Origin of the sequence: Luteimonas wenzhouensis (assembly GCF_007859305.1) — a bacterium.
Lineage (GTDB): Bacteria > Pseudomonadota > Gammaproteobacteria > Xanthomonadales > Xanthomonadaceae > Luteimonas > Luteimonas wenzhouensis.
Genome location: NZ_VOHE01000003.1, coordinates 123,054 through 135,563 on the forward strand (window position 1 = coordinate 123,054; position 12,510 = coordinate 135,563).

10 protein-coding genes are annotated in these 12,510 nt (G+C 71.8%); 2 read left to right on the plus strand and 8 right to left on the minus strand.

All coding sequences use genetic code 11. The features are described from left to right. Positions 1 to 2: 2 nt before the first annotated feature. From FQY79_RS06910 to FQY79_RS06935, 6 genes are all read right to left on the minus strand, one after another. Positions 3 to 1,307, minus strand: coding sequence for an ABC transporter permease (locus FQY79_RS06910; protein ID WP_146312104.1), 1,305 nt, complete (start codon positions 1,305 to 1,307; stop codon positions 3 to 5). A 156-nt stretch (positions 1,308 to 1,463) separates the two neighbouring features. Then, positions 1,464 to 2,687, minus strand: a complete 1,224-nt coding sequence (locus FQY79_RS06915) for an ABC transporter permease (RefSeq protein WP_146312106.1) — start codon at positions 2,685 to 2,687, stop codon at positions 1,464 to 1,466. A 23-nt stretch (positions 2,688 to 2,710) separates the two neighbouring features. Beyond that, positions 2,711 to 4,015: an ABC transporter permease gene (locus tag FQY79_RS06920; protein ID WP_146312109.1), complete on the minus strand. Its 1,305-nt coding sequence runs from the start codon at positions 4,013 to 4,015 to the stop codon at positions 2,711 to 2,713. A 9-nt stretch (positions 4,016 to 4,024) separates the two neighbouring features. Next, positions 4,025 to 4,759, minus strand: coding sequence for an ABC transporter ATP-binding protein (locus FQY79_RS06925; protein ID WP_146312111.1), 735 nt, complete (start codon positions 4,757 to 4,759; stop codon positions 4,025 to 4,027). 99 nt (positions 4,760 to 4,858) lie between these two features. Continuing rightward, on the minus strand, positions 4,859 to 5,065 hold the full coding sequence (locus tag FQY79_RS06930; RefSeq protein WP_146312113.1) for a hypothetical protein: 207 nt from the start codon (positions 5,063 to 5,065) through the stop codon (positions 4,859 to 4,861). Positions 5,066 to 5,067: 2 nt separating this feature from the next. Continuing rightward, positions 5,068 to 6,363, minus strand: coding sequence for an efflux RND transporter periplasmic adaptor subunit (locus FQY79_RS06935; protein WP_146312114.1), 1,296 nt, complete (start codon positions 6,361 to 6,363; stop codon positions 5,068 to 5,070). Positions 6,364 to 6,539: 176 nt separating this feature from the next. Between FQY79_RS06935 and glmS the strand changes: the two genes are divergently transcribed. Continuing rightward, on the plus strand, positions 6,540 to 8,369 hold the full coding sequence (gene glmS, locus FQY79_RS06940) for a glutamine--fructose-6-phosphate transaminase (isomerizing) (protein ID WP_146312116.1): 1,830 nt from the start codon (positions 6,540 to 6,542) through the stop codon (positions 8,367 to 8,369). A 32-nt stretch (positions 8,370 to 8,401) separates the two neighbouring features. Here the strand turns inward: glmS and FQY79_RS06945 are convergent, their stop codons facing one another. After that, a complete protein-coding gene (locus tag FQY79_RS06945) occupies positions 8,402 to 8,641 on the minus strand; it encodes a hypothetical protein (protein ID WP_146312118.1) in 240 nt (79 codons plus the stop codon). A 219-nt stretch (positions 8,642 to 8,860) separates the two neighbouring features. Between FQY79_RS06945 and FQY79_RS06950 the strand changes: the two genes are divergently transcribed. Next, positions 8,861 to 10,918 carry a TonB-dependent copper receptor gene (locus FQY79_RS06950; protein ID WP_146312120.1) on the plus strand — a complete coding sequence of 686 codons (2,058 nt, stop codon included), beginning with the start codon at positions 8,861 to 8,863 and terminating at the stop codon, positions 10,916 to 10,918. Between the two features lie 3 nt (positions 10,919 to 10,921). Here the strand turns inward: FQY79_RS06950 and FQY79_RS06955 are convergent, their stop codons facing one another. Continuing rightward, positions 10,922 to 12,505, minus strand: a complete 1,584-nt coding sequence (locus FQY79_RS06955; RefSeq protein ID WP_186759833.1) for a class I adenylate-forming enzyme family protein — start codon at positions 12,503 to 12,505, stop codon at positions 10,922 to 10,924. Between the last annotated feature and the right edge of the window lie 5 nt (positions 12,506 to 12,510).

A 12,510-nucleotide genomic window follows, 5' to 3' on the forward strand; every position in this document is an offset into this window, starting at 1 on the left:
CGTCACTGGCTCTTGAGCTGGATCGCGGGCGCGACCTGCATCGCCCGCCAGGCCGGCAGCAGGCCGGCCAGCACGCTGGCCACGATCGCCAGCACGAAGGTCAGCAGCAGCATGCCCAGGTCCAGGTGCGCGAGCTGGGCGTAGCTGGCCGGCTGCTGGCGCACCGCCCACAGCCCGAGCAGCGACAGCCCCAGGCCGAGCACGCCGCCGGCCAGGCCGACCGCGCCGGCTTCGACCAGGCACTGCTTGAAGATCTCGGCCCGGGAGGCGCCGAGCGCGCGGCGTACGCCGATCTCGCTGCTGCGGCGCAGGAACTTGGCCAGCAGCAGGCCCACGGTGTTGAGCAGGCACACCAGCAGGAAGCCGAAGCCCAGCCAGAGCTGCATCACCACGTCGTTGGGCACCACCCGGTTGAAGTCCAGCCATTCCATGACGTTGCGCAGGCGCACGTTGGCCGGGCGTTCGAAGCGGCCGGCGGCGCGTTGCTGTTCCGAGTAGGCGACCAGGTAGTCGCGATAGGCGGCGGCCTTGGCCGGGGTGTCGAGTTCAACCCAGTACTGGATCCAGGTGCACGGCGTGCCCGGGTCGTAGGGATGGCCGTCGTAGTCCGCCCAGCAGTCCATGCTGCCGCTGTGGTTCATCCTCAGGTCGACGGCGGTGCTGAAGGGCACGAACACGTTCTCCAGGTCGCCGTAGCGGTCGGTGTACATGTCATAGAAGCGGGGCGTCGGGCGCCAGGAGGGGTCGATGATACCCACCACCGTGAAATCGGCCTGGTCCAGCCGCAGCTGCCGGCCGGTGTTGTCGCCGCCGCCGAACACGCGCTCGTTCAACGAACTGGAGATCACCGCCACGCGCGCGCGGCCGTCGTCGTCCGCCGCGGTCCAGGCGCGGCCGTAGCGCAGCGGAACCTCGAACATCGGGAAGAAGTCTGCGGAGGTGTAGCGCGCGTCGGTGGCGAACGGCACCACGCCCTCGCGTTCGGGCGAGACCGCCACCCCGCCGCCGGTCATCATCGCCTGGCGGTCGGCGCGCCGCTCGCGCAGCAGGGCTTCGGCGTCGAACCGGGTGGACTGGTCGGCCGGCTCCTCGCCGGGGTTGTAGCCGCGCATGTTGGCCGGGTCGAGCTGGACGTAGTACAGCCGGTGGCTCTTGCCGGGGATCGGGTCCCCGGACAGGACGTGGAACGTGGTCAGGGTCGTCATGCATGCGCCGATGCCCAGCGCGATCGCCAGCACCATCAGCGCCGTGAGCACGCGGTTGCGGCGGAAGCTGCGCAGCGCGAGTTTGAAGTAGTAGCCGTACATGGGGGACTCCTTGGGGCGGAGGTTGGCCGCGGCGGGATCAGCAGGGGCAGGGGCGGCCGCCGCCGGGGCGCGTGGTCGCGCGCCGGGCTGCGGCGGTGGGTGGGGGGCGGGAACCGGTCGGCATGCGTCTTCTCCGGTGCAAGCGGGCAAGCGGCCTCATACGCTGCGCGTGGCGACCGCCGGCGGGACCGCGGCGGCGCGCAGCGCTGGGCCGAGCACCGCAAGCTGGCCCAGCAGCCACAGCACGGCCGCGCCGATCGGCAGGTAGTGCAGCGGCAGCCGCGGCAGTTCGTAATGGCCCATCAGCAGCTGGTTGATGGCGTAGGCCAACACCATGCCCAATGCGATGCCGATGCTGGCCAGCAGGAAGTTCTCGGTCTGGAAGTAGCGCACGACCTCGCGCCGGGTGGCGCCCAGGGCACGGCGCACGCCGATCTGCTTGGTCCGCTGCTGCACCCAGAAGCTGGCCAGCCCGACGATGCCCAGTGCCGTCACCGCCAGCGGCAGGCCGCACACGCTCAGCAGCAGGCCGATCATGTCGCGATCGTTGCGGAAGTGGTCGCTGCGGGCCTGGGCGTAGCTCTGCTGCTCCAGCACCAGGCGCCCGGGGCCGCTGCGCTCGAGCGCGGCAAGCGCCCGGGCGAGCACGTCCCCGCGCATTCCCGGATCGGACACCCGCAGCACGTACATGCCGCCGTTGCCGTAGTTCAGGCGCACCGGCAGGATGGCCGAGTAGGTGCGGTTGCCGTAGAGCCGGCCGGGACGTGCCAGGGTCTCCACCACGCCGACGACGGTCAGCGGAATCGGCCCCCAGTACGCGATCCGGCCGAGCGGGTCCTGGTCCGGGAACAGCGCCTGCGCGGCGGCGGCGCTGAGGATCACCGAGGTCCGCAGCGTGCGCAGGTCGTCGATCGCGAACAGCGCCGATCCGTCCTGGTACTCGTCGGCGCTGAAGTCGCGCCCGGCCACCAGCCGCAGGCCCAGCGCATCGAGCGAGCCCTCGTTCACCTGGTACAGCGCCGCGCTCAGCGTCGGCACGGGCTGTTCGGGCGACAGGGACAGGTCGGCGTTGGACAGGTCCTCGTGGAACGGCACCTGGTTGACCACCACCGCGCTGGCCACACCCGGCACCGCGCGCAGGGCGGCCAGGTCCTCGCGGGTGCGGGCATCGGCGTTGTCGCGCGGCTCGTGGTTGCCGATCCGGATCTGCACCAGCTCGTCCTCGGCGATGCCGCTCGGGGTACGCACGTCGTGCAGGCGATGCATGATCAGGAACATCGCGTTGCACAGGATCGCGCAGCTCAGCGCGATCTCCAGCACGACCAGTGCGGACGCGACCTTGTGCCGGGACAGCGCGGACAGGATGGGGCGGATTTCCATGGATGGCCTCGGTCCGGAACGGGTCACTGCGACTTGAGCTGGATGGCCGGGGCGACCTGCATGGCCTTCCAGGCCGGCAGCAGGCCCGCGAGCAGGCTGGCGCACAGCGCCAGGACGAAGGTGAGCAGCAGCATTGCCAGGTCCATGTGCGCAAGCGAGGCGTAGCTGGCCGGGCGCTGGCGGACCGCCCACAGCCCGACCGAGGCGAGCACCAGTCCAAGCGCGCCGCCGGCGACGCCGATCGTGCCGGCTTCGACCATGTACTGCTTGAAGATCTCCAGCCGCGATGCGCCCAGCGCCCGGCGCACGCCGATCTCGCCGCTGCGGCGCAGGAACTTGGCCAGCAGCAGGCCGACGGTGTTGATCAGGCACACCACCAGGAAGCCCATCGCCAGCCAGAGCTGCATGCGCACGTCGCCGGGCACCGCCCGGCGATGGTCGAGCCACTGGCGGACGTCGCGCAGGCGCACGTTGGCCGGACGCTCGAAGCGGCCGGCGGCCTGCTGCTGCGCCGAGTAGTTCCCGAGGTAGGCCAGGTAGTCGCCGGCGTCGGCGGCGTCGGCCAGTTCCACCCAGTAGTGCAGCCAAACGCAGGGGGCGTTCAGCGCGCGGGTGTCGTTGACCGGTACGTCGCCGTAGCAGTGGCTGCTGCCGAAGTGCTCCAGGCCCAGGTCGAGCGCGGTCGACAGCGGCACGAACACATGCTCTTCGCCGTCGAAATGCCCGGACTCGGAATCGTAGAACTTCGGCTTCGGCGCCCATCCGTCGACGACCCCGGCCACGCGCAGCGCATGGCCGTCGATGCGGATGCCGGCCCCGGTGCTGTCCCTGCCGCCGAACAGGCGCTCGTTGAGTTCGCGCGAGATCACCGCGGTGCGCGTGCGTGCGGCGTCGTCTTCCGCCGACCAGCCCCGGCCGTGCAGGAACGGCACGTCGAACATGGGGAAGAAGTCGGCCGTGGTGTAGCGCAATCGCGCCTTGAACGGCCTGGTCGCGCTGCCGTCGACGGCAATCGCGCCGGTGCCGGGCGCCATCATCGCCTGGCGCGGCGCCCGCGCCTGGGCCAGCAGTGCTTCCGCGTCCAGGCGGGTGAGGCGGCCGAGCGGCTCGATCCCCGGGCGGTAGCGCGCAACCGGCTCGGGGTCGAGCTGGACGTGGAACAGGCGGCTGCTCTTGTGCGGGATCGGGTCGCCCGACAGCACGTGGTAGACCGTGATCGTGGTCATCGACGTGCCGATTCCCAGCGCGATGGTCAGCACCATGAGCGCGGTCAGCACGCGGTTGCGCCCGAAGCTCCGGAGCGCGAGGTGGAAGTAGTGGACGAGCACGCCGGCGCCTCAGGTGACCGGGAGTTCGGCCTCGGCGTGGGCGCGGTGCGCGGCGGCCGGCGCCGGTCCACCGTCGCGGTCGAGGTCGGTGGCCATGCCGTCGACGATGTGCACGTTGCGCTGCGCGCGCGCGGCCAGCTCCGGGTCGTGGGTGACCATCACGATCGTGGTCCCGCGCGAGTTGATGTCCTCCAGCAGCTCCATCACGCTGCGCGCCATCTGCGAGTCGAGGTTGCCGGTCGGCTCGTCGGCCAGCAGCAGGCGCGGCGAGCCGGCCAGCGCGCGCGCGATCGCCGCGCGCTGCTGCTGGCCGCCGGACAGTTCGGCCGGGTAGTGCTTCATGCGCGAGCCCAGGCCCACCTGCGACAGCGCCTCCTCGATCCGCAGGCGGCGCTCGTTGGCGGGCATACGGCGGTAGCGCAGCGGCACCTCGCAGTTGTCGAACAGGTTCAGGTCGGGGATCAGGTTGAAGCTCTGGAAGATGAAGCCGATCTTCTCGTTGCGCAGGCGCGAGCGCTGGTTGTCGTCCAGGTCCTTCACGTCGACGCCGTCGAGACGGTACTCGCCGCCGGTGAAGGTCTCCAGCAGCCCGGCGATGTTGAGGAAGGTGGTCTTGCCCGAACCCGAGGGGCCGGTGACGGCGACGAACTCGCCTTCGCGCACCTGCAGGTCGAGCGAGCGCAGGGCGTGGGTTTCGACGAGTTCGGTGCGGTAGACCTTGGTGACCTGGCGCATGTCGAGCATGGTGTCTGTCCTTGTAGGGCGGGCGTGGGGAGGGCCATCCCGGCGCGTGGCCCGGAGAGAGAGGCGGGCGCGGCGCGACGGGATGGAATCGGGTGGGCGTCAGCCGACGCGGAAGCGCGGCGGCAGCGGCGAGCGCCCGGCATAGGGCGGGCGGGGCCGGCGCGGCACGCCGGCGCCGTTGGCGGCCGGATGGCCCGGGCCGTCGACGGTGATCGCGTACAGCTCGTGCAGCCGCAGCGGCACCGCGTCGGCGAGCTGCTGCGCGGTCCAGCGCAGGTTGTGGGGGAAGCAGGCGAAGGTGTCCATGATCATTGTCCCGAGATGCGGACCCGGTCCGCGTTGGCGAACTGGTCGGTGCCGGAGACGACGATGCGCTCGCCTTCCTCCAGGCCCGACACGATTTCCACGGCGTTGAGGCTGCTGGCCCCGGCCTGGATCGGCCGGCGCACGGCACTGGAGCCCTCGACCACCCAGGCGAAGCGCCCGCCGTCCTGCTCCAGGAACGGGCCGCGCTCGACCATCAGCACGTCCTCGCGGGTGTCGAGCACGATGCGCGCGGACAGGCGCTGGTTCTGGCGCAGGTTCGGCGGCTGCTGGCCCTGGTCGAAACGCAGTCGCGCGGTGACCTCGCCGTTGACCACTTCCGGCGACACCGCCGAGACCGTGGCCGAATAGCGGTTGCCGCTGCTGGCGATCTGGGCCGGCACGCCGATCGACAGGTCGCGGGCGAAGCTCTCCGGCACCCGGATCTCGACCTCGAACACGCTCAGGTCGATCACGCTCAGGATCGGCGCGTTGATCGCCACGTTGGTGCCCTGGGCGACCTGCACCTGTCCGACCTGGCCGTCGAAGGGCGCACGCAGGGTCAGCGCGTCCACCTGGCGGCGCAGCTCGGCGACCACGGCGCGCTGGCGTTCGGCCATCAGCTGCTTGTTGCGGGCGTCGATGCCCGCGCCCTGGCCCTGCAGGGCGAAGTCCTTGCGCGCGGCGGCCAGGCCCAGTTCGGCCTTCTTCAGCCCGTCCAGCGCGCGGTCGTACTCGTTCTTCGACACCGCGCCGCCGGCGTAGGCGCGCTCGTAGCGTTCCACGTCGCGCTGCGCGGCGGTGTAGTCGATCTGCGCCTGGTCGAGCAGCTTCTGCGCCTCGGAGCGGGTGAGCTGGGCGTCGAGCACCGCGCGGTCGGCCTCGCCCTCCAGGCTGGCCAGGGTGGATTCCTCCTGCACCAGCCGGCTGCGCAGCTCGGGGCTGTCGATCACCGCCAGCTCCTGGCCGGCCTCGACCACGTCGCCGGCCACCACCTTGAGCGAGACGGTGCCGCCGGCGATCGCGTACAGGGTCGGGCTGTTGGCGGTGATCACGCGGCCTTCGGCGCTGAGGTCGCGCACCAGGTCTCCGCGGGTGACCTGGGCGATGCGCAGGCGCGAGGCATCGAACGAGGAGGCCCCCGAGGCCCAGCCACCGGCCACCCACAGCGCCGCCAGCAGCACCGCCAGCGCGCCGGCGCCGCCGAGCAGCCACGCCTTCGGCAGGCGGCGCAGGCCGGTGGGCCGTGCGAGGACCTGGTCCTGTCCGGAGGTGTCGCGGATGCGGGGCGGGCTTTGCATGTGGTTCGGCGATGGCGGTGGGTCCGGCAACGGGTACGCAAACCCCGTGCCAATCTGTAGGATATTGATCCAAAAGGATATTCAGGCTGCGCCAGGTGTCCGGCCGGACACGCGACCTGTCCGGCCGGACAGTCCTTTCCCGTACACTTGGCGGACACCCTGGGAGTAGCGGATACATGTGCGGCATCGTCGGCGCGATCGCGGATCGCGATGTGGTCCCGGTCCTGATCGACGGCCTGAAGCGCCTGGAATACCGGGGTTACGACTCGGCGGGCATCGCGCTGGTGGACGGCGGCGACGTGCGCCGGGTGCGGCGCACCGGCCGGGTCGCGGAGATGGAGGCCGCGGCGCTGGCCGAGGGCGTGCAGGCGCGCCTGGGCATCGGCCACACCCGCTGGGCCACCCACGGCGGCGTCACCGAGGCCAACGCCCATCCGCACATCAGCCACGGCGTGGCGCTGGTGCACAACGGCATCATCGAGAACCACGAGCAGCAGCGCGCGCGCCTGCAGGAACTGGGCTACGTGTTCGAGTCGCAGACCGACACCGAGGTCATCGCCCACCTGATCCATCATTACCTGAAGTCGGGCGACGACCTGCTCGGCGCGCTGCAGCGCGCGGTCAAGGAGCTGCACGGCGCCTACGCGCTGGCGGTGGTGAGCCGCAAGGAGCCGCAGCGGATGGTGGTCGCGCGCATGGGCTGCCCGCTGCTGGTCGGCCTGGGCGAGGGCGAGAACTTCGTGGCCTCCGACGTCTCGGCGATCGTGCAGGCCACCCGCCGGGTGGTCTTCCTCGAGGAGGGCGACACGGCCGAGATCACCCGCGAGTCGGTGCGCGTGTTCGACGCCGACGACGCCCCGGTCGAGCGCGAGGTGCACCTGTCGGACGTGTCGCTGGCCTCGCTCGAGCTCGGCCCGTACCGGCACTTCATGCAGAAGGAGATCCACGAGCAGCCGCGCGCGGTCGGCGACACGCTCGAGGCGATCATCGACGCCGCCGCGTTCGAGCCGGAACTGTTCGGCAAGGACGCGCGCGAGCTGCTCGCCGGGGTCGAGGGCGTGCAGATCCTGGCCTGCGGCACCAGCTTCTACGCCGGTTCGGTGGCGCGCTACTGGATCGAGGCGATCAGCGGCCTGCCGTGCAGCGTCGAGATCGCCAGCGAGTACCGCTACCGCCAGGCGGTGGCCAACCCGCGCCACCTGGTGGTGACGATCTCGCAGTCGGGCGAAACGCTCGACACCATGGAGGCGCTCAAGTACGCCAGGTCGCTGGGCCACGACCTGACCCTGTCGATCTGCAACGTGCCCGAGAGCGCGATCCCGCGCGCCAGCCGGCTGGTGTTCTACACCCGCGCCGGCGCCGAGATCGGCGTCGCCTCGACCAAGGCCTTCACCACCCAGCTGGTCGGCCTGTTCGCGCTCGCCGCCACCCTGGCCAAGCTCAACGGCCGCCTGGAAGAGGACAAGGAGGCGGCGTACATCGAGGCGCTGCGCCACCTGCCCGGCAGCGTGCAGCACGCGCTGAACCTCGAGCCGCAGATCGCCTCGTGGGCCGAGCGCTTCGCGCCCAGGCAGCACGCGCTGTTCCTGGGCCGCGGGGTGCATTACCCGATCGCGCTCGAAGGCGCGCTCAAGCTCAAGGAAATCTCCTACATCCACGCCGAGGCCTATCCGGCGGGCGAGCTCAAGCACGGGCCGCTGGCGCTGGTCGACGCGGAGATGCCGGTGGTGGTGATCGCGCCCAACGACAACCTGCTCGAGAAGGTGAAGTCGAACATGCAGGAGGTGCGCGCGCGCGGCGGCGAGCTGTTCGTGTTCACCGACGCCGACAGCAACTTCGGCGAATCCGAGGGCGTGCACGTGATCCGCACCCCGCGCCACGTCGGCGTGCTCAGCCCGATCGTGCACACCATCCCGGTGCAGCTGCTGGCCTACCACACCGCGCTGGCGCGCGGCACAGACGTCGACAAGCCGCGCAACCTGGCCAAGGCGGTCACGGTCGAGTAACGCGCGCGGCGGCTGGTTGCCGCCGCGCCGCTTCAGCCCCCGCAACCCCCGCAGCAGGTCGACGGCTGGCGCTCGATCGCGCCGGCGTCCGCCGCGAACCCCGTGCGTGCCAGGCACGCGGCAATCCGCGCCTCGTCCAGGCTGGTGGACACGCGCAGGGTCCGGGTAGCGAGGTCGAGGTCGGCGAGCGCGGCCGGATCGAGCGACTGCAGTGCGTCCTCGACGGCGCCCAGGTCGATGCGGTTCTCGCCGAGCCTGACATGGAATTCCATCGTGGTCCTCCGCGGGGTGGCCGCCGCATCCGGACGGATGCAGGCGCGAGGCCGCAGCATCGCGCGCCAGGCCCCCTGCATGCCTTGACCTGGGTCAGCCGCCGGGCGCCGTCAGGGCCACGCCTGATCCAGGTCAAACCGCCGGCGATTGTGGACATTTTGTCCGTTCCCGCGTGCCCGCCGCCGCGCTGCAATGCGCGCATGGACGGAGGACATGCGATGAAAGCCAAGGCGTTGTGCATCTGCGTGGCGATGGCCCTGTCGTCGATGACGTCGGCATCGCCCACGCCCGGATCCGGAGCGCCGGCCATGCCGGACACGGTCGACCTGGATGCGGTGGTGGTCACCGCCGCGGCGCCGGTGGCGACCTTGACCTGGGTGACCGACCCGCGCCTGCCGCGGCAGCCGGTGCCGGCCAGCGACGGCGCCGACTACCTCAAGACCGTGCCCGGCTTCGCGGCGCTGCGCAGCGGCGGCACCAACGGCGACCCGGTGTTGCGCGGGCAGTTCGGCTCGCGCCTGAACCTGCTCGCCGGCGACGGCGCGCTGATGGGTGCGTGCCCCTCGCGCATGGACAACGCGATGTCCTACGTCGCGCCGGAAACCTACGACCTGCTGACCATCGTCAAGGGACCGCAGACGGTGCTGTGGGGCGGGGGCGCGTCGGCGGGCACGGTCCGCTTCGAGCGCGCGGTGCCGTACTTCGACGCGCCCGGCGTGCGCCTGGACGGCAGCGCCACCGTCGCCAGCCACGGCCGCAACGACCAGGTGCTCGACGCGGCCGCGGGCAATCCCACGGTGTACGCGCGGCTCACCGCCAACCGCTCCGGATCGGGCGATTACGCCGACGGCGCGGGCCGGCGCGTGCCCTCGGCCTGGGACAAGTGGAACGCGGACGCCGCGTTCGGATGGACCCCGGATCCGGACACCGTGCTCGAGGCCAGCGTCGGCACCGGCGATGGCCAGGCGCGCTACGCCGGCCGCGGCATGGACGGCACCCGGTTCGACCGCGACAGCCTCGGCCTGCGCTTCGAGAAGAAGGGCATGGAGGGGCGCCTGCGCGCGATCGCGGCCAACCTCTACGCCAACGACGTCGACCACGTGATGGACAACTACACCCTGCGCGACCCCGATCCGCAGGGCGCGATGCCGACGGCGATGGCGAGCAACGTCGCCCATCGCACCCGCGGCGGCCGCGCCGCGCTCGACTTCGGCGGCGAACGCTGGGAGCTGGCCGCAGGCATCGACACACGCACCAGCCGGCACGCGCGGCGCGCCGCGATGGGCCGCGACCAGTACCTGGCGCAGCCGTGGACAGTGGACGCGCGCTTCCGCCAGGCGGGCGCCTTCGCCGAGCTGCACTGGCACCTGCGGCCCCGCCAGCACCTGGTCGCCGGCGCACGCGTGGACCGCGCTGAGGTCGAGGACCGCCGCGCCAGCACCGGCGGGATGATGCCCATGCCCAATCCGACCCTGGGCCAGGCGCGCGCGGAGACCCTGCCCTCGGCCTTCGTCCGCTACGAACGGGACGTCGAAGGCAGGCCGCTGCGGTGGTATGCCGGCCTCGGCCACACCGCCCGCATGCCCGACTACTGGGAACTGTTCTCGCCCGACCGCGGCCCCGACGGCGCGGCCAACGCCTTCGCCGGTGTGCAGCCCGAGCGCACCACCCAGCTCGACGTCGGCCTGCGCTACGCCGGCAAGCGGGTCGAGGCCTGGGTATCGGCCTATGCCGGGCGGATGGCCGACTACATCGTGTTCGACTACCTCGACGCGATGGGCCGCACCACCACGCGTGCGCGCAACGTCGATGCCGACATCCGTGGCGCGGAGGCCGGCGTGGAGTGGCAGGCGGCCGGGCACTGGACGCTCGGCGGAACCCTCGCCCACGCCTGGGGCGAACTGGCCGGCGGCGAGGCGATGCCGCAGATGCCGCCGCTGGAGGCGCGGCTGAGCGCGGCCTGGGACGACGGGACGTGGTCGGCCGGTGCGCTGCTGCGCGTGGTGGCGGCGCAGGACCGCGTCAGTCCCGCGCTGGGCAACGTGGTCGGCCGCGACCTCGGCCGCAGCAGCGGGTTCGCCGTGTTCTCGGTCAACGGCGCCTACCGGATCAACGACCGGATGCGCCTGGCGGCCGGCATCGACAACCTGTTCGACCGCGACTACGCCGAACACCTCAACCTCGCCGGCAACAGCGCCTTCGGCTATCCGGCCGACCCGGTGCGCATCCACGAGCCCGGGCGCACGGCGTGGGTGAAGCTCGACGTGGAGTTCTGAGCCTCAGCCGGAGGTCGTGGCCTTGAGGATCTCGCGCAGCCGGCGCTTGTCGAGCTTGTTGGCGCCGGTGCGCGGCAGTTCGTCGAGCACCTGGATGCCCACCGGGCGCTTGTACTTGACCAGGGTCTCCTGGCACCACGCCAGCAGCGCATCGACGTCGACGCTGCCGCCGCGGCGCGCGACCACGAACGCGTACGGGTTCTCGCCCAGGTACGGGTCGGGAATGCCGACCACCGCGACGTCGGCGACGTCCGGGTACTGGCGGATGTGGTCCTCGACCTGGCGCGGATACACGTTGTAGCCGCCGACCAGGATCATCTCCTTCATCCGGTCGACCAGGTACAGGTAGCCGTCCGCGTCGAGGTAGCCGACGTCGCCGCTGTGCAGCCAGCCGTCGGCGTCGAGGCCGGTCTCGGCCGGGTTCTCCTGCAGGCGGTATCCGCGCATGACCTGCGGGCCGCGCACGCACACTTCGCCGGGCTCGCCCACCGGCACCGGGCGCGACGGGTCGGCCACGTCCACGAGCCTGAGTTCGATGCCCGGTGCCGGATGTCCCACCGACGAGGGGCGCTGCGGACGCGAGCGCCAGTTGTAGACCAGCGGCGCGCCTTCCGACATGCCCCAACCCTCGAGCAGCGGCGTGCCGACCTTCTGCATCCAGGCCTCGCGCAGCGGCTGCGGGCAGGGCGAACCGCCGGTCAGCGCCAGGGTCAGGTGGCCCAGGTCGGTGGAGGCGAACTCGGGCGAGGCCAGCAGGCCGGCGTAGATCGGCGCCGGGCCGCCGGCGAACACGGTCGCGCGCTGGCGCTGCAGCTGCTGCAGTACCTGCTCGGGCTGGTAGCGCGGCAGCAGGATCAGGGTGGAGGCCAGGTACAGCGGCGCCAGCATCGAAAAGCCCAGGCCCCAGATGTGGAACAGCGGCGCGACGTCGAGGATGCGCTCGACGTCGTAGCGCAGCTCCCACCCGGTGCAGTGCGCGCGCACCGAGAACACCATGCCGGCATGGCTGTGCTCGACCGCCTTGGACAGGCCGGTGGTGCCGCCGGTGAAGATCAGCAGCGCGGGTTCGTCGGGCGAGAGGTCCGGGCATACCGAGAGGATCGCCCCGGCGGCGTCGCCGCCGTCGTCCTCGAACGGCGCGGTCGCGTCGAGTTCCAGCAGCGCCGTGCCGCCCGTGTCCTCGGCCAGCGCGCGCGCCGCGGCGGCGCTGTCGCGGTTGTGGACGATGAGGTCGGGCGCCTGGGCCCTGAACAGCGTCGCCAGTTCGCTGCGGCCGTAGAACGGGTTCAACGGCGCGTAGCGCACGCCGGCCGCGAACGCGGCGAATGCGGTGACCACGCACTCGGGGCTGTTGGCCAGCGCCGCGGCCACGATGCCGCCGCGCGGCACGCGCTGCTTGAGTTCGCGCGCGAGCGCCGCCACGCGCAGGCCGAGTTCGCGGTAGCTTGTCTCCCGTCCGCCGAACACCAGCGCCGTGCGGTCGGGCGCGCGCGCGACCGAGTGCGCGAGCAGGTGGGCCAGCGTGGCGGGGGCGTGCAGGTGCGGCGCGACCTGGGCGGTCTGGCATCCGCGGGCGGGTGCTTGCATGGGTC

Coding starts and splice junctions, on each gene's coding strand:
- FQY79_RS06955 (WP_186759833.1), bottom strand. CDS start 12,505: ATGCAAGCACCCGCCCGCGGATGCCAGACCGCCCAGGTCGCGCCGCAC.
- FQY79_RS06935 (WP_146312114.1), bottom strand. CDS start 6,363: ATGCAAAGCCCGCCCCGCATCCGCGACACCTCCGGACAGGACCAGGTC.
- FQY79_RS06930 (WP_146312113.1), bottom strand. CDS start 5,065: ATGGACACCTTCGCCTGCTTCCCCCACAACCTGCGCTGGACCGCGCAG.
- FQY79_RS06950 (WP_146312120.1), top strand. CDS start 8,861: ATGAAAGCCAAGGCGTTGTGCATCTGCGTGGCGATGGCCCTGTCGTCG.
- FQY79_RS06910 (WP_146312104.1), bottom strand. CDS start 1,307: ATGTACGGCTACTACTTCAAACTCGCGCTGCGCAGCTTCCGCCGCAAC.
- FQY79_RS06925 (WP_146312111.1), bottom strand. CDS start 4,759: ATGCTCGACATGCGCCAGGTCACCAAGGTCTACCGCACCGAACTCGTC.
- glmS (WP_146312116.1), top strand. CDS start 6,540: ATGTGCGGCATCGTCGGCGCGATCGCGGATCGCGATGTGGTCCCGGTC.
- FQY79_RS06945 (WP_146312118.1), bottom strand. CDS start 8,641: ATGGAATTCCATGTCAGGCTCGGCGAGAACCGCATCGACCTGGGCGCC.
- FQY79_RS06915 (WP_146312106.1), bottom strand. CDS start 2,687: ATGGAAATCCGCCCCATCCTGTCCGCGCTGTCCCGGCACAAGGTCGCG.